This window comes from Pseudarthrobacter sp. TE3704 (assembly GCF_056279405.1).
On record NZ_JBWCCJ010000006.1, the window covers coordinates 14,689 to 30,908 of the forward strand.

Genomic DNA, 16,220 nt, shown 5'->3' on the forward strand with positions numbered 1-16,220 from the left:
GGTTCCGGTGATGGGCCAGTGCACCTAGCTGGAGTAGGCGCTGTTCTCGTGCACGTAGTCGTGGGTGAGGTCATTCGTCCAGATCGTGGCTTCGGCGTCGCCGGCCTGCAGGTCGATCTCCACCAGGACCTCGCGCGGCTCAAGGTCCACCAGGCCGCGGTCGTCGCCGATGCTGCCGTTGCGGCAGATCTGGACGCCGTTCATGGCCACGTTGAGCTGGTCCGGTTCGAAGACGGCGTCAGTGGTGCCGACCGCGGAGAGCACGCGGCCCCAGTTGGGATCCTTGCCGAAGATCGCGGCTTTGAAGAGGTTGGACCTGGCAACGGAGCGGGATACTGTCTCGGCATCCGCTTCACTTGCCGCGTTGAAGGTCCGGATGGCGATGTCATGGCTGGCGCCTTCGGCGTCGGCGATGAGCTTCCGCGCCAGCTCGGCGCAGACCTGCGTGAGACCGGCGGTGAAAACCTCGGCCGAGGGCACGGCCCCGGAGGCGCCGGAGGCCAGCAGGACCACGGTGTCGTTGGTGGACATGCAGCCGTCCGAGTCGGCCCGGTCGAACGTGACGCGGGTGGCGTCGCGGAGGACGACGTCGAGGAGTTCCGGCTGCACCACCGCGTCCGTGGTGAGGACCACCAGCATGGTGGCCAGGCCGGGAGCAAGCATGCCGGCTCCCTTGGCGATGCCGCCGATGGTGAACTCCTGGCCGTCGGAGTCCGTGCCAATGAACAGCGCGGACTTGGGGACGGAGTCCGTGGTCATGATGGCGGTGCCGGCGGCCGGGCCGCCGTCGGTGCTGAGGGCCGCGGCCGCAGCCTCAACCCCGGGGAGGATCTTGTCCATGGGAAGCTGCTCGCCGATCAGGCCGGTGGAGCAGACAAAGACGTCGGTGGCGGAAATGCCCAGTACTTCTGCCACCTTTTCGGCCGTGCTGTGCGTGTTCTGGAAGCCGGTGGGCCCGGTGCAGGCGTTGGCGCCGCCGGAGTTGAGGACCACGGCGTCCACCCGGCCATCGGAGACCACCTGGCGGGACCAGTGGACGGGCGCTGCAGCCACCCGGTTGCTGGTGAACACGGCGGCAGCGGCTTTTTCGGGCCCGTCGTTGACCACCAGGGCCAGGTCAGGCTTGCCGGAGGCCTTCAATCCGGCGGTAACGCCGGCGGCCCGGAATCCCTGGGGTGCGGTGATGGTCACGGGGCTACTCCCTGCAGGTTGAGGCCGGCGGTTTCCTGCAGGCCGAGTGCGATGTTCATGGATTGGACGGCGCCGCCGGCCGTTCCCTTGGTGAGGTTGTCGATGACGCAGGTGACGATCACGCGGCCGGTGTGGGCGTCGAAGGCCAGCTGCATCGCGGCATGGTTGGATCCCTGCACGGACTTGGTGGTGGGCCACTGGCCCTCGGAAAGGACGTGCACGAACGGTTCGTCGTCGTACGCGTCAGTCCACGCCTGCCGCAACTGCGCTGCCGTGGTACCGGCTTTCACGCGGGCTGTTGCGGTGGTAAGGATGCCGCGGCTCATGGGGGCCAGCGTGGGGGTAAAGGAGACGGTCACCCGCCCGCCTGCAGCATTGGACAGGCCCTGCTCGATCTCGGGAGTATGGCGGTGTCCGCCACCCACGCCGTAGGGGCTCATGGAACCCATGACTTCGGAACCGATCAGGTTTACCTTGGCTGCCTTGCCGGCACCCGAGGTGCCGGACGCGGAAACGATGACGACGTCGTCGGGCTCCAGAAGGCGGGCCGCGAACCCGGGCGTCAGGGCCAGCAGGGCCGACGTCGGGTAGCAGCCTGGAACGGCGATGCGGGTGGCGCCCTTAAGCGCCTCGCGCTGGCCCGGAAGCTCCGGGAGTCCGTAGGGCCACGTTCCGGCGTGGGCCGAGCCGTAGAACTTTTCCCACGCTGCGGGGTCCTCCAGGCGGTGGTCGGCGCCGGCGTCGATCACCACCGTCCCTTCGGGCAGGCGCGCGGCGATTTCGGCGGAGGCACCGTGCGGCAGGGCCAGGAAAACCACGTCATGCCCTGACAGGTTCTCCACGCTGGTGTCTTCGAGGATGCGGCTGGCAAGTCCGTGCAAGTGGGGCTGCAGTTCGCCGAGCCGGGAGCCGGCGTTGCTGTGGGCCGTGATGGCGCCAATGGTGACGTCCGGATGGCCGGCCAGGAGGCGGAGGACCTCTCCCCCGGCGTAGCCGCTGGCGCCCGACACTGCAACAGAAATAGTCATGACCCCGACTATACAGCAATAGTTATGCATGAGCACCGATATTTATGCATGGCATATTTATGGATGGCTTGTCGGCTGAGGGAGAAGTGTCCCTAGGATGGTTCCGGCAGCCGGGGCCGGAAAAGCCGGGCCCGGGGAAGGAGAGCAATGACGCATGCAATCGTCGCACGGCAGGCAGGCGGCCCGGAAGTCCTTGAGTATGCGGATGTTGAGCGGCCCGTCCCTGGTCCGGGCCAGCTGCTGGTGAAGGTGGCAGCGGTCGGAGTCAATTTCATCGAAACCTACCAGCGGGGCGGCATGTACCAGGTGCCCTTCCCTTTCACGCCCGGATCAGAAGCCGCGGGAACGGTCGAGGAGGTGGGTGAGGGGGTCGAATCCTTCACCATAGGCAGCCGGGTGGCCACGGCGGAAGGCTCGCGGTGTTATGCCGGATACACCCTGATCGACGAAGCCAAAGCCCTCCCGGTGCCGGACGGGGTGGATGACCTCACCGCCGCAGCACTGCCGCTCCAGGGCATGACCGCCCACTACCTGATCAACTCCTCCTTCAGGGTGGAGCCCGGACACACGGTGCTGACGCACGCGGGCGCCGGCGGCGTGGGCCTGCTGCTGACCCAACTGCTGAAGGAAAGGGGCGCCCGGGTCATCACTACTGTTTCCTCCGGCGCCAAGGAAGAACTTGCCCGGGCTGCCGGGGCAGACCATGTGCTCCGGTACGACGGATTTCCCCACCACGTCCGCGAGCTGACCAACGGGCAAGGTGTTGATGTGGTGTACGACGGCGTTGGCCGCAACACCTTTGACGGTTCCCTGTCCTGCCTGCGGACGCGCGGAATGCTGGTCCTGTTCGGGGCCGCCTCCGGAGCGGTTCCCCCGGTGGATCCGCAGCGCCTTAACGCCGGCGGATCGCTGACGCTGACCCGGCCGACCCTGGGCCACTTCCTGCTCAACCAGCAGGAACGGCGCTGGCGGTCCGGGGAGATCTTCGCCGCCGCAGCCAACGGAAGCCTGAAGGTCCGCATCGGTGCACGCTACCCGTTGTCCCAGGCCGCCCAGGCGCACCGCGACCTGGAAGCACGGAACACCACCGGCAAAGTGATCCTGATCCCGTAGTGGCTGCCGCCACAGAAAAGGTGAACAAAAAGGTGAACGCAAGGCCTGCAGGAATGGAAGGTTCGGTCATCCCGGACATCTTCTGTTCATCTGGCACGGGCAGAATGCCGGGGTGACTCAGCAGCAGGTCCCCCTTGAGGACGTCCATCCCTCCCGTGACGTCCCGCCCGGCGGACAGCCCTCAGGGGAAGCCCCAAGGTACGCTCCCCAGCTGCCGGGGTCCCTGGCTGCGCCCCCGGAGCGGACCCTCATCGACATCCTGCAGGACAGTGCAGCCCGGCATCCCGACGCTTCAGCCCTGGACGACGGCCACCGCTCGCTCAGCTACTCGCAGTTGATGGGAGAAGTCCGGGCGGCGGCCAGGCGGCTGCACCAGGCCGGCCTGGGTGCCGGCGACAGGATCGGCGTGCGGATTCCGTCCGGCACCAATGAACTCTACGTTTCCATTCTCGCGGTACTCCTGGTGGGCGCGGCCTACGTTCCCGTCGACGCGGACGATCCCGACGAACGTGCCCGGCTGGTCTTCGGCGAGGCCCGGGTGGCGGGCGTCCTGGAGGCCGGCGGCGTACTCCGGGAATCCACCCTGGACGGTCCCGCCCGCACAGTTCCTTTTGCCGGCGCCCGCCCCCCTGTCCCTGATGATGACGCCTGGGTCATCTTCACGTCCGGTTCCACCGGCACCCCGAAGGGCGCGGCCGTCAGCCACCGGTCAGCGGCAGCCTTCGTGGATGCCGAAGCGCGGATCTTCCTGCAGGATGAACCGCTGGGACCGCAGGACCGGGTCCTGGCGGGCCTTTCGGTGGCGTTCGACGCCTCCTGCGAAGAGATGTGGCTGGCGTGGCGGCACGGGGCCTGCCTGGTCCCTGCCCCGCGGGCGCTGGTGCGGACCGGCATGGACCTGGGCCCGTGGCTGATCAACCACGGGATCACCGCCGTCTCCACAGTCCCCACGCTTGCAGCGCTGTGGCCCGCCGAAGCGCTGGAGAACGTCCGCCTGCTGATCTTCGGCGGCGAAGCGTGTCCGCCTGAGCTGGCCACGCGCCTGGCAGTGGCGGGGCGTGAAGTCTGGAACACGTACGGCCCCACGGAAGCAACCGTGGTGGCGTGCGCGGCCCCCCTGGGCGGGCCGGGTCCTGTGCGGATCGGCCTGCCGCTGGACGGCTGGGACCTGGCGGTGGTTGACGGAAACGGCGTGCCGGTGGCCGAGGGCGAGGTGGGTGAGCTGATCATCGGCGGAGTGGGCCTGGCCCGCTACCTGGACCCGGCCAAGGACGCAGAGAAATATGCACCGATGCCGGGCCTGGGCTGGTCGCGTGCCTACCGGTCAGGAGACCTGGTGCGTTATGAGCAGGCAGGCCTGATATTCCAGGGCCGGGCGGACGAACAGGTGAAGCTGGGCGGGCGCAGGATTGAGCTTGGCGAAATTGACGCAGCCCTGCAGTCCCTCCCGCAGGTGGCCGGAGCTGCCGCGGCAGTCCAGACGACGGCGGCCGGCAACCAGATCCTGGTGGGCTACCTCGCGCCCGTCGCCGGGCAGGACCTTGATCTGGCCGCTGCCCGGGACCAGCTCTCGGCCAGCCTGCCCGCCGCGCTGGTCCCCCTGCTCACCCTGGTGGAATCGCTGCCCACAAAGACCAGCGGGAAAGTGAACCGGCATGCCCTGCCCTGGCCCCTTGCCGGGGCCGGCGCAGCAGAGGCCGATGCGGCATCCCTGAACCTGCCCGACGATGCCGCCTGGATCGTGGAGCAGTGGAGCGCAGTGCTGGGCAGCCCGGTCACGTCCCTCGACGCCGATTTCTTCGCCTACGGGGGAGGATCATTGTCGGCGGCCCAGCTCGTGTCCGCCCTCCGCGTCCGCTACCCCACCGTCACCGTGGCGGACATTTACGCGACGCCCCGGGTGGGTGCCCTGATCGAGGTGGCACGGCAGTCCCGGCCGGAGGGAGACGCAGGCCCTGCTCCCGAGCGTGCAGTACGGCCAACAGCCCGGAAATCCCAGGTTTTCCAAACCCTCATGGGCGTTCCGCTGCACGTGCTTGTGGGCATGCGCTGGCTGACGTATGTCATGGCCATCAACAACCTGCTCGCCGTGCTCGCAGGATTCGCCGCTGCTCCCACCGTTTCGTGGTGGTGGGTGGGCGTCTCCTGGCTGGTGTTTGTGAGCCCTGCCGGGCGGATGATGATTTCTGTCGGTTCGGCACGGTACCTGCTGCGCGGAGTCAAGCCCGGAACATACCCGCGCTCCGGGAAGGTCCATCTGCGCCTCTGGCTCGCCGAACAAATCCAGGACCTGGCCGGTGCCATCAGCCTCGCCAGCGCACCCTGGGTTCCCCACTACGCCAGGGCGCTGGGCGCAAAAATCGGCAAGGACGTCCAGCTCCACTCGCTGCCGCCCGTCACCGGGCTGCTGTCGCTGGGCAACGGAGCCAACGTGGAACCGGAGGTTGACCTCTCCGGCTGGTGGATCGACGGCGACAGCGTCCACATTGGTGCCATCCGCATCGGATCCGGGGCCACGGTGGGGGCCCGCAGCACCCTGATGCCCGGCGCCTCCGTGGGAGCTGGCGCCCAGGTGGAGGCCGGGTCCGCAGTACTGGGCAAGGTCAAGGCAGGCCAGCTGGTAGCCGGCTCCCCCGCCCGGCGGCAGGGCAAGGCAAAACATGCGGTGCCCGATGCCCCGTCCCCGGGCCCCTTCGCGGCGCGGCTGTGGTTTGCCGGCTTCGCCGCAGCGTCGGCCGCCCTGGCGGTGATCCCCTATGTGTCAGCGGCCGCCGCGCTCTGGGTGGCTTTCCTCTTCATCCGGGGCAGCGCCTCGCTGTCGGATGCCCTGCCGCAGCTGCTGCCGGCCCTTCCGCTGGCCTCCCTGGCATGGTTCCTCACCAATGCCGTGCTGATCCTGGCCGTCACGCGGCTGCTGAGCATCGGCCTTACCGAGGGGTATCACCGGGTGCGCAGCCGCGTCGGCTGGCAGGTCTGGGCTACCGAGCGCGTCCTGGACCTGGCCCGGGACCTGCTGTTTCCCATCTACGCAAGCCTTTTCACGCCCGTGTGGCTGAGGCTGCTCGGGGCCAAGATCGGCAGGAATGTGGAAGCGTCCACCGTCCTGCTGATTCCCGCAATGACCACGGTGGGCGAGGGTGCGTTCCTGGCCGATGACACCATGGTTGCCTCCTACGAACTGGACAGCGGCTGGCTCCGGGTGGCTCCGGCCAAAATCGGCAAACGTTCCTTCCTGGGCAATTCCGGAATGACGGCCGCAGGACGCAGCGTCCCCAAGAATTCCCTGGTGGCTGTCCTCTCGGCGACCCCCGCGAAGGCGAAGTCGGGCACCTCCTGGCTGGGCAGCCCGCCCGTCCGGCTGCGGCGGACAGCCATCGCCTCCGACGACTCCCGCACGTTCCAGCCACCGCTGAAACTCAAACTGGCCCGGTCCCTGTGGGAACTGGGCAGGTTCGTGCCGGTGGTGCTCACGGTGGGAATCGCCGTCGGCACCATGCTTGCCTTTGACTGGCTGGCCGCAACCTTCAGCTATGGTGCGGCTGCCATCCTCAGCGGCGTTGTGATGCTCCTGGCCGGGGCTGTGGCGGCCGCTGCGTCCGTCATCGCCAAATGGATCCTGGTGGGACGGATCCGTGCCGGCGAGCACCCGCTGTGGAGTTCCTTCATCTGGCGCAACGAGGTGGTGGACACCTTCATCGAACTGGTCAGCGCACCCTGGTTTGCCCGCGCCGCAACCGGCACCCCCGCCCTGGTCTGGTGGCTGCGTTCCCTGGGCGCGAAAATCGGCTCCGGCACTTGGTGCGAGAGCTATTGGCTGCCGGAAGCCGACCTGGTGACGCTGGGCAGGAACGCCACGGTGAACCGCGGATGCGTGGTGCAGACGCACCTTTTCCACGACAGGGTGATGAGCATAGACGCTGTTACGCTCGAAGACGGGGCCACCATGGGCCCGCACGGCGTCATCCTCCCGCAGGCAAGTGTTGGCGCAGGCGGAACCGTGGGACCGGCGTCCCTGGTGATGCGCGGCGAAACAGTCCCGGCCGCAACTTACTGGATGGGCAACCCGGTCAGTCCGTGGCGCGGGCCCGCAGCACCCCCTGCCTAAAGCAAGCAAAGGTTATCCATGAGTTCTCCAGTATCAGCCGCCGGCGGCCAGGTCCCCGTGTACAGGGACGCTGCCCCCGACCCTTACCTGCCCGGCTCCGGCACCGATGCCTTCACCGTGGACCGCTACGAACTGGAGCTTGACTACAGGGTCAGCACCAACCGGCTCAGCGGCAGGGCTGTGGTGCACGGCGTGACCCGGGTGCCGACGTCGGCCATCGTCCTGGACTTCACCGGCCTGCGGGCCACGAAGGTGCAGCTGGACGGCCGGAAGGCGGCCAGGTTCAGCCAGCGGCCGGAACAACTGGTGGTGGCCGCGCCTTCCCCGCTGCAGCCGGGGCAACAGTTCACGCTTGAGGTCCGTTACGAGGGCAATCCGTCACCGCGCAGGGGCCTGTGGGGCGAGGTGGGCTGGGAGGAGCTGTCCGACGGTGTCCTGGTGGCCGGGCAGCCGAACGGAGCGCCCTCCTGGTTCCCGTGCAACGATCACCCCAAGGACAAGGCCAGCTACCGGCTCACCGTGACCACCGACGCCGGTTACCGCGCCGTATGCAACGGCGTCCTGCAGTCGCGCACCACCCGCTCCAGCCGCGAGACGTGGGTTTATGAGCAGGCCGAACCGATGCCCACCTACCTGGCGACGGTGCAGATCGGCCGCTACGGCGTCCTCGAACTCGATACGGGCAGGCATGCTGCCCCGGTGCCCCAGCTCGTTGCCGTACCCGCCGCTTTGGCCGGCCGTGCACGGGCCGGACTGACACTGCAGCCGGCCATGATGCGGACCTTCATCGACTGTTTCGGACCGTACCCGTTCCCCGGTTACACCGTGGTGGTGACGGAGGACGAGCTGGAAATCCCGCTCGAAGCCCAGGGCATGTCCATCCTCGGCCCCAACCACCTGGACCGGGACTGGGAATCGCAGCGGCTGATCGCCCATGAACTGTCGCACCAGTGGTTCGGCAACTCCTTGACGGCGGCCTCATGGCAGGACATTTGGCTGCACGAGGGCTTTGCCTGCTATGCGGAATGGATCTGGTCGGAGGAAGCCGGGGTCATGCCCGTCGCCGCCCGCGCCGAAGCTGCATGGCGCCGCCTGGCGGCGGACGCCCAGGACCTCCTGGTCGGTGATCCGGGACCGCAGCACATGTTCGATGACCGCGTCTACAAGCGGGGAGCGCTGGCCGTGCACGCCGTACGGCTCGCATGCGGCGACCTCGCATTCTTCGCCCTGCTCCAGGAGTGGACCGCCCGGCACCGCCACGGGTCCGTCTCCACCCATGACTTCATCCTCGCAGTGGACCGGGCCACCGCCCTGGACACGGAGGCTTTGCTGCACCCGTGGCTGTATGAAGAAGTCCTGCCGCCCCTGCCGGTGCGCTGACGCCACCTACGGGGAAAGCGCGACGGCGGCCGCCAGGCGGGCGGGCAGCCCGGTCCCGGCCGGGTCCAGGTCCCGTACCTCCGGGCGCGCCAGGACGTCCACCGACGACGGTGCGGTGCGCAGCCCGTCCCCCGTCATTTTCAGCCAGGCTTCCTTGCGCGCCCACAGCCGCGCCCTCGCCGCAAGCAGGTCCCCGCCGGCGAGGGCGCGTAAGCTGTGCTGCTCGGCGGCGCTGAGTGCCAGTGCCGGGAACCCGTCGAAGCCGGTGCGGGCCGGATCCTCCACGTCCGTTCCCACCCGGAGTCCGGGTTCAGGGTCAACCACAGCGGCGAGCAGTGTCCAGCCCGCCGCCCGGGACAGGCTGAGGGCCAGCGGTGCCGGCACGCCGCCCAGCAGGTAACCCGGGCGGCCGTGGCTGACGTCGGGTCCCGCGCCGCAGCAGGGGCAACTGTAGGAGGCCGCCAGCTGCGTCGCGTGCACGGCCAGCAGTTCGGCCGCGAACAGCCGCTGCGCGAGCCGCCCCGCCAGGAAGCAGTCCCCGGCTGCCGGCTCCATGGCCCGGGCCCTTGCCAGCTCGGAACCATCGAGCATGGATTCAGCGTCACGGCGGGCTTTCCCGGCTTCCCCGGGCAGCAGAAAGGGCGGGATGGCCCGCACCACAAGCTGCGACACCATGCACCGCCCTTTCAGGAGCTCTCCGCCGGAACGGCTGCTACCGCTGGACTGCCCCGAACCGTTCGCCGGCCAGAGCTACGGCACTTTCCCGGGCGGCGGAGGCTTCGTCCGCCGTGAGGGTCCGGTCCGCAGCACGGAACCGCAGCCCGAAGGCCAGCGACTTCATGCCGTCCTCAATGCCCTTGCCTGCGTAGACGTCGAAGAGTGCAACGTCCTCCAGCAGTTCACCGGCGCCTTCGCGGAGCGCAGCCAGGACCTCGTCCGCCGGCACATCCGCCGGAACCACAAGGGCAACATCCTGGGTGGCTACCGGGAAGGCCGAGATGTGGCGGGCCACAATCACGTCCGGCGCGGCCTCGAACAGGGCATCGGCGTTGATCTCGAGTGCCACCGAGCGGGCAGGCATGTCCGCGGAAGCGAGCAACTTGGGGTGCAGTTCGCCTGCGTACCCCACCACGTCCCCCGTGCGCAGCGACAACTGGGCCGCACGGCCTGGATGGAACGCCTGGTGGCTGCCCTGGGTGACAACGAGCTCAACACCCAGGACGTCGCCGGCAAGCCGTGCGATGTCCAGGGCGTCAGCCCAGTCCCACGCACGCGGGGCGTGCTCCGCGGCGGCCGGCGAATCATGGCCGGTCAGGACGGCGGCGAGGTGGAAGGGCTGCGCCGGGACGCCGTCGTACAGCGCATCCAGCACCTCATCGGCGGGCTTGGCACCAAGCGGCGGGATGGAGGCGGTTCCCAGGTTCTCGCCGGGCAGGAACACCAGCCCGGATTCGAACAGAGCCAGGTCGCGGAAGCCCCGCGAATGGTTGCGCTTGGCCACCTCGATCAGGCCGGGCAGGATGGACGTCCGCAGGAAGCCCTGTTCCTCGCTGATCGGGTTGGCAAGCTTGACGGCGCTGCGGGCAGCACCCCCTTCAGCCACACCGAAGGTGTCGTTGGCCGCCTTGGAAACGAACGGGTAGGACAGGACCTCGGTGAGGCCGGCGTCCGCCAGTGCCTGGATCAGGCGGCGGCGCTGCTGCTGCACGCGGGTCAGGCCCCGGCCGGGAGGGGCCACCGGCAGGGTGGCAGGAATGTTGTCGTAACCCACCAGGCGCGCAATTTCCTCGGAAAGGTCTTCCTTGGTCTCAAGGTCGTTCCGCCAACTCGGGGCCGTAACGGTCCAGCCGCCGTCGTGCTTCACCACTGCCGCGCCCAGGTCCTCGAGGGACGTGACAATCTGTTCTTCCGTGAAGTCGATGCCGATCCTCGCGGCAGCGAAGGCAGCGGGCAGCTCTATGGTCACGGTGTCCGGAGCGGTTCCGACGTCAGTGCCGGTTTCGTCGGCGATGCCGTCGCCCAGTTCCACCAGGAGGTCCACCACACGCTGCGCGGCGATGCCGGCAACCTGCCAGTCCACCCCGCGTTCGAACCGCTTCGAGGCTTCGGAGGGCAGCTTGTGCCGGCGCCGCGACCGGGCGATGGACACCTCGTCGAAGTGCGCCGCCTCCACGAGGATGTTCGACGTCGAGTCGCTCACCTCGGTGGCCGCCCCGCCCATGACGCCGGCGATGCCGATGGCGCCGGAGTCGTCCGTGATGAGCAGGTCCTCGGCGTCAAGGGTGCGTTCCTTGCTGTCCAGGGTGGTGATTTTCTCGCCGGCTGCGGCACGGCGGACCACGATGTCGCCGGACAGCGTGTCCAGGTCGTAGCAGTGCGTGGGCTGGCCGAGCTCGAACATGACGTAGTTGGAGATGTCCACCGGCAGGGAGATGGACCGCACGCCGGCCAGCCGCAACCGGGAAACCATCCACGGCGGGGTGGGCCGCGTGGCGTCCACGCCGCGGACTGTGCGTGCCACAAAGCGGTCGCAGCCCGGCTTGCCGTAGATGGGTGCGTCATCGTTGATCTTGACGCCGTAGCCGCCGGAAAGTTCAGCCGGGGCCTGGACCTTGCCGGCCGGGTCCGTGAACGTTGTTCCGGTGGCATGCGCGTACTCGCGGGCCACACCACGGATGGAGAAGGCGTAGCCGCGGTCCGGGGTGACGTTGATTTCCGCGGCCTGGTCGTAGAGGCCCAGGAGCTCCATGGCATCGGTGCCGATTTCCGGGTCCAGTCCGATGCGGGACAGGACCAGGATGCCGTCGTGGTCCTCGCCGATGCCCAGCTCGCGCACCGAAGCGATCATGCCGGCGGACAGGTGGCCGTACGTCTTGCGGGCAGAGATGTGGAAGTTTCCGGGCAGCACGGCGCCGGGAAGGGTGACCACCACTTTGTCGCCTTCCACGAAATTGTGGGCGCCGCAGATGATGCCCTGCACGCCGGACGGGTCAATGCCGTCTCCGGTGAGGGTCTGTTCCTTGCCCTCGGGGACAACCCGGACCTGGCACCAGTTGATGGTCTTGCCGTTGGTCTGCGGTTCCTTGACCAGGCTCAGGACCTGGCCCACCACGATGGGCCCCTGCAGGGTGTCTGTGGGACGGTGGACGTCCTCTTCTTCGAAACCGACCTTGACCAGCTCGGCCATCACGTCTTCGGCCGTTGCCCCGGCCGGTACCTCTGCGAATTCACGCAGCCAGGAAAGTGGGATACGCACTGTTAGATCTCCATCCCGAAGTGCTCGCTGAAACGTACATCGCCTTCGATCATGTCGCGCATGTCGCCCACCTCGTTGCGGAACATGAGGGTGCGTTCGATGCCCATGCCGAAGGCAAAACCTGAATAGACGTCCGGGTCGATGCCGGCCGCCCGGAGGACGTTGGGGTTGACCATGCCGCAGCCGCCCCACTCGATCCAGCGCGGACCGCCCTTCGCACCCGGGTGCCAGATGTCCAGCTCGGCGGACGGCTCGGTGAACGGAAAGTAGTTGGGGCGCAGCCGGATGGAGGCTTCGTCGCCGAACATCTGCCGGGCGAAGTGCTCCAGGGTGCCGCGCAGGTCCGCCATGCTCAGGTTCCTGTCGATGGCCAGGCCCTCGAACTGGTGGAACACCGGGGTGTGGGTGGCGTCCAGCTCGTCGGTGCGGAACACCTTGCCGGGGCACAGCACATAGATGGGCAGCTCGCGTTCCAGCATGGAGCGGACCTGCACCGGTGAGGTGTGCGTGCGCATGAGCAGGTGGGCCTCCGGGGGCTCCACGAAGAAGGTGTCCTGCATCTCGCGCGCGGGATGGTCCGGCTTGAAGTTCAGGGCGTCGAAGTTGAACCATTCCGATTCCACCTCGGGGCCTTCGGCGATTTCCCAGCCCATGCCCACGAAGATGTCCGCAACGCGGTCCTGGAGCGTGGAGAGCGGGTGCCGGGCACCGGCACGACGGCGGCGCGGAGCCGCCGTGACGTCCACGGTCTCCTCCAGGAGGATGCGTGCGTCATTCTCGGCCTCGAGGACTTCGGTGCGGCCGGCGAGCGCCTTGTTGACCCGCCCGCGGGATGCGCCCATGAGTTTTCCGGCGAGCGCCTTCTGGTCTTTGGGCAGCTTGCCGATTTCACGGTTGGCAAGGCTCAGTGGGGACTTCTCCCCCGTGTGCGCCAGCCTCACCGCCTTCAGCTCGTCAAGGGTGGCCGCACCGGCAATGGCGGTGATGGCCTGGTCTACAGCGGCGTTGATGGCGGCTTCATCCGTGGGGTTCGGAATGGCGGCGCCCGGCAAAGTTTCAGTCATCTACTGTTCTTAGCTACGAGTCGTGGCTGCCGGCGAGCGGAGCAGCCCTGCGCGGTCTCCCGGCGGCGCGTCCGTCACTGGCAGGTCATGGATGAATGCCCTCAAATTCAGTTCATTCAATGACCAGGTCAGGGCACACCGGCAAAACCGGCGGCCACTGCCCTCCAGTCTAATTGAACCCTCCGGCTACCATGGCCTCATGACACTGCGGCAGCGCCCGGGCTCCCTGCCACCCCTGACCGCTGCCCAGCGGTTGAGGCAGGCCGCGAACCTCATCAACGGCAGTACGGTGCTGGGTGTGGCCGTCGCAGCTGCCGCCCGCACCCGCCTCAGCAGGGGTCCGCGCGGCCTCATCCTCGCCGCGGGCTATCGGTGGCGGCTGCCCTTTGCACGGGCGTTCACGTTGGGAAACGTGGTTCTCTGCAGGGACCCGGCGAACGATCTGCTGTCCTTGCCTGACCTGTTGGGCCATGAGGAAAGGCACTGCAACCAGTACGCCTGGTGCCTGGGGGTTCCGTTCATCCCGCTGTATCTCGCCGCCGCCGGGTGGTCCGTCCTGCGGACCGGGAATCCCGGGACGGCCAATATCTTTGAGCGGCACGCCGGACTGGTTGCGGGAGGCTACCCCTCCGCCGGTTCCACCCGCTCCCTTCTTCCAATCAGGTTGCTCGAATCTGCCCGGCACACCTTTCCGCGGGGACGGGGCTGGCCGTCCAGGCTCCGCCGACGGCCCGCCCGCTTACCGGAAAGCGGGGCCTGATCATGGGCAGGGAGAACCATGAGCGGCAGGGCGGCGCCGGCACTATCACGGTGACGGGCACCGGCTGGGCAGAAGCAGCCCCGGACCTGATGCTGGTCTCCATCGGCGTGGAGTGCCGCGCCGATTCGGTCGCGGCCGCCTACTCCGGCGCAGGGGAAGCCCTGGCTGCAGTGACCGGCGTCTTCCGCAGTGCCGGCGTTGCTGCCGCCGACACCCGGTCAACCGGGCTTACCGTGCGCGCCGACCTCGTCTGGCGCGAGGGCGAAGGCCAGCAGGTTGCCGGTTACGTTGCCGGCAGCACTTTAAGCATCCGGCTTCGGGACCTGGCGTCCGCATCCGGCACCATATCTGAAGCTGTCCGCGCGGGCGGCAACGACGCCAGGCTTAACGGCCTGCAGTTGACCCTCTCTGACGATTCAGCCGTCAGGGAGCAGGCGCGCGCGGCGGCGTGGCAGGATGCGCTCCGGGCCGCCAGGCAGTTTGCCGCCCTGGCGTCTGCCACTTTGGGACCTGTGGTTTCGGTAACTGAACACAATCCGGCACAGGGCCCGGTGCCGCTGGCCGGGATCCAGCGGGCCAGCGCCGTGGAAAGCCTGGCTATTGAACCCGGGGAAAGCCGGGTGGAAACAGCGGTGACTGTGGTCTGGGAACTGCACGCTGACGATCCGCCAAGCCAGGTATGGCCTTGACTTTTATTCGAACATGTTTTCGAATAGGTGGCATGAGATGGGACGCACAAGCACTGGTGCCGGCACCGGCGGAGGAAACCAGCGGACCCGCTCCGGCGCTCCTCCCGCTCGCCGGGCTGGTCCGATCGGTGACCACTCCCGAGTTTGCCGGCATCACTTTCCATGAGGTCACTGCGAAATCGGTGCTCAACAAAGTACCGGCGGGGTCCCGCATGCCGTTCGAGTGGACGGTCAACCCATACCGCGGCTGCAGCCACGCCTGCGTCTACTGCTTCGCACGCAAGAGCCACACCTACCTGGACTTCGACGCCGGCCTGGACTTCGACAGCCAGGTGGTGGTCAAGGTCAATGCCGCAGAAGTACTCCGCAAGGAACTTGCCAAACCGTCCTGGGGCCGCCATCAGGTGGCACTCGGCACCAACACGGATCCATACCAGCGTGCGGAGGGCCGGTACCGGCTCATGCCGGGGATCATCTCCGCCCTTGCGGATTCCGGTACACCCCTGTCCATCCTGACCAAGGGCACACTGCTGGCGCGGGACATCCCGCTGCTGAAAAGCGCTGCCACCCAGGTTCCAGTGGGCCTGGGAATCTCGCTGGCCATGACCAATGAAGCCCTGTCCGAGGCTATTGAACCGGGCACGCCGGGTCCCCGGGCACGGCTGAAGCTGGTTTCCCGGCTTCGCGAGGCCGGCCTTCCCTGCGGCGTGATGGCCATGCCCATCCTCCCGTGGCTCTCGGACAGCGACGAAGCGCTGGATGCGCTCTTCGCTTCCCTGGCTGCCGCGGGGGCTACGGGGGTCACCGCAGGTGCGTTGTACTTGAAGCCCGGCACCCGGGAATGGTTCATGAAGTGGATTGCGGCCAACCATCCTGAGCTGGCAGGCCGCTACCGTCGCCTTTACGAATCGGGCTCCTACGCGTCCAAGGAGTACCGCACCTGGCTTGCCGGGAAAGTCCGCTATTTCAAGGCACGGCACGGCTTCTCCCATTCGTCGGGATTCAGCCACCGGGACCTGGACGATCCACGCGTTGAGGAAGCTGAATACCCCGCAGGCATCATTCCGGAAGCTCCGGCCGGCAGCCTTCTCCAGGGGCCAGGCCGGGCTCAGGGACAAGCAGGACAGGCAAACCAGGAAGCTTTGTTCTAGCTGCCGCTCCAGCCGGCTGTCCGGCCGGCAGGAACGGCCAGCGTTGCCAGCAGCGCCCGGACAATCGGGAAGTCCGCAGGAATCCAGGGCAAGCCCAGGACCGTGTCCGGATCCGCCAGCGGCACCCAGCGCAGTTCATCGTGGTCTTCCAGGGGCGTGGGCTCCCCATGCGTGACTTCCGCGAACCAGACCCGCATGGCAGCGCGGTCATTCAGCGGCCATCCAAAGGCGTCCTCCCCCGGAAGTTCGGACCCCAGCCGGACAGCGACGCCCAGCTCCTCGGACAGCTCCCGTATCAGGGCCGCTTCCGGGTCCTCGCCCGGCTCCACCTTGCCGCCCGGAAACTCCCAGAGGCCAGCGAGCTTCTCCGGTGCGCTGCGCCGGGCCACCAGCAACATGGCCGGTTCCGCCAAGCGGTCCACCACGGCTCCGCCCACCACCTGTATCAGTCCAGTCACCGCATCATTCTATGGGGGACAATGG

At 67.9% G+C, this 16,220-nt stretch carries 12 protein-coding genes; 6 read left to right on the forward strand and 6 right to left on the reverse strand.

What is annotated here, in order from left to right:
• Positions 1–24: 24 nt before the first annotated feature.
• A complete protein-coding gene (gene argJ / locus ACZ9BC_RS16230) occupies positions 25–1,191 on the reverse strand; it encodes a bifunctional glutamate N-acetyltransferase/amino-acid acetyltransferase ArgJ (RefSeq protein WP_476246834.1) in 1,167 nt (388 codons plus the stop codon).
• Positions 1,188–2,219: an N-acetyl-gamma-glutamyl-phosphate reductase gene (gene argC / locus ACZ9BC_RS16235; RefSeq protein WP_476246835.1), complete on the reverse strand. Its 1,032-nt coding sequence runs from the start codon at positions 2,217–2,219 to the stop codon at positions 1,188–1,190. Before argC ends, argJ begins: the two co-directional genes overlap by 4 nt.
• Before the next feature lie 147 nt (positions 2,220–2,366).
• Between argC and ACZ9BC_RS16240 the strand changes: the two genes are divergently transcribed.
• The 3 genes from ACZ9BC_RS16240 to ACZ9BC_RS16250 all read left to right on the forward strand — a co-directional run bounded on the left by ACZ9BC_RS16240 (position 2,367) and on the right by ACZ9BC_RS16250 (position 8,817).
• Complete coding sequence (locus tag ACZ9BC_RS16240) at positions 2,367–3,332, forward strand: quinone oxidoreductase family protein (RefSeq protein ID WP_476246836.1); 966 nt, start codon at positions 2,367–2,369, stop codon at positions 3,330–3,332.
• 112 nt (positions 3,333–3,444) lie between these two features.
• Positions 3,445–7,437 (forward strand): Pls/PosA family non-ribosomal peptide synthetase, encoded by a 3,993-nt coding sequence (locus ACZ9BC_RS16245; RefSeq protein WP_476246837.1) that lies wholly within the window; start codon positions 3,445–3,447, stop codon positions 7,435–7,437.
• Positions 7,438–7,455: 18 nt separating this feature from the next.
• Entirely contained in the window at positions 7,456–8,817 is a 1,362-nt protein-coding gene (locus tag ACZ9BC_RS16250) for a M1 family metallopeptidase (RefSeq protein WP_476246838.1), read from the forward strand.
• A gap of 6 nt (positions 8,818–8,823) precedes the next feature.
• Here ACZ9BC_RS16250 and ACZ9BC_RS16255 read toward each other — a convergent pair whose 3' ends face one another.
• The 3 genes from ACZ9BC_RS16255 to pheS are packed head-to-tail and all read right to left on the reverse strand — an operon-like array spanning position 8,824 to position 13,137.
• The gene (locus ACZ9BC_RS16255; protein WP_476246839.1) at positions 8,824–9,492 is read right to left on the reverse strand and encodes a 4'-phosphopantetheinyl transferase family protein; all 669 of its coding nucleotides are present in this window, start codon (positions 9,490–9,492) and stop codon (positions 8,824–8,826) included.
• Positions 9,493–9,529: 37 nt separating this feature from the next.
• The gene (pheT, locus tag ACZ9BC_RS16260) at positions 9,530–12,073 is read right to left on the reverse strand and encodes a phenylalanine--tRNA ligase subunit beta (protein WP_476246840.1); all 2,544 of its coding nucleotides are present in this window, start codon (positions 12,071–12,073) and stop codon (positions 9,530–9,532) included.
• 2 nt (positions 12,074–12,075) lie between these two features.
• Positions 12,076–13,137, reverse strand: a complete 1,062-nt coding sequence (gene pheS, locus ACZ9BC_RS16265; protein ID WP_476246841.1) for a phenylalanine--tRNA ligase subunit alpha — start codon at positions 13,135–13,137, stop codon at positions 12,076–12,078.
• Between the two features lie 199 nt (positions 13,138–13,336).
• On the opposite strand from pheS, the gene ACZ9BC_RS16270 reads away from it, so the two are divergent.
• Genes ACZ9BC_RS16270 through ACZ9BC_RS16280 form a run of 3 tightly spaced genes read left to right on the forward strand, consistent with a single transcriptional unit; the run spans position 13,337 to position 15,737 of the window.
• Positions 13,337–13,897: a hypothetical protein gene (locus ACZ9BC_RS16270; protein WP_476246842.1), complete on the forward strand. Its 561-nt coding sequence runs from the start codon at positions 13,337–13,339 to the stop codon at positions 13,895–13,897.
• Positions 13,898–13,899: 2 nt separating this feature from the next.
• The gene (locus tag ACZ9BC_RS16275) at positions 13,900–14,586 is read left to right on the forward strand and encodes an SIMPL domain-containing protein (protein WP_476246843.1); all 687 of its coding nucleotides are present in this window, start codon (positions 13,900–13,902) and stop codon (positions 14,584–14,586) included.
• A gap of 32 nt (positions 14,587–14,618) precedes the next feature.
• Positions 14,619–15,737: an Rv2578c family radical SAM protein gene (locus ACZ9BC_RS16280; protein ID WP_476246844.1), complete on the forward strand. Its 1,119-nt coding sequence runs from the start codon at positions 14,619–14,621 to the stop codon at positions 15,735–15,737.
• Here the strand turns inward: ACZ9BC_RS16280 and ACZ9BC_RS16285 are convergent.
• Positions 15,734–16,195 (reverse strand): (deoxy)nucleoside triphosphate pyrophosphohydrolase, encoded by a 462-nt coding sequence (locus ACZ9BC_RS16285; protein WP_476246845.1) that lies wholly within the window; start codon positions 16,193–16,195, stop codon positions 15,734–15,736. The genes ACZ9BC_RS16280 and ACZ9BC_RS16285 overlap by 4 nt on opposite strands.
• Between the last annotated feature and the right edge of the window lie 25 nt (positions 16,196–16,220).

Coding starts and splice junctions, on each gene's coding strand:
- pheS (WP_476246841.1), bottom strand. CDS start 13,137: ATGACTGAAACTTTGCCGGGCGCCGCCATTCCGAACCCCACGGATGAA.
- ACZ9BC_RS16275 (WP_476246843.1), top strand. CDS start 13,900: ATGGGCAGGGAGAACCATGAGCGGCAGGGCGGCGCCGGCACTATCACG.
- ACZ9BC_RS16250 (WP_476246838.1), top strand. CDS start 7,456: ATGAGTTCTCCAGTATCAGCCGCCGGCGGCCAGGTCCCCGTGTACAGG.
- ACZ9BC_RS16280 (WP_476246844.1), top strand. CDS start 14,619: ATGAGATGGGACGCACAAGCACTGGTGCCGGCACCGGCGGAGGAAACC.
- argC (WP_476246835.1), bottom strand. CDS start 2,219: ATGACTATTTCTGTTGCAGTGTCGGGCGCCAGCGGCTACGCCGGGGGA.
- ACZ9BC_RS16240 (WP_476246836.1), top strand. CDS start 2,367: ATGACGCATGCAATCGTCGCACGGCAGGCAGGCGGCCCGGAAGTCCTT.
- ACZ9BC_RS16270 (WP_476246842.1), top strand. CDS start 13,337: ATGACACTGCGGCAGCGCCCGGGCTCCCTGCCACCCCTGACCGCTGCC.
- ACZ9BC_RS16255 (WP_476246839.1), bottom strand. CDS start 9,492: ATGGTGTCGCAGCTTGTGGTGCGGGCCATCCCGCCCTTTCTGCTGCCC.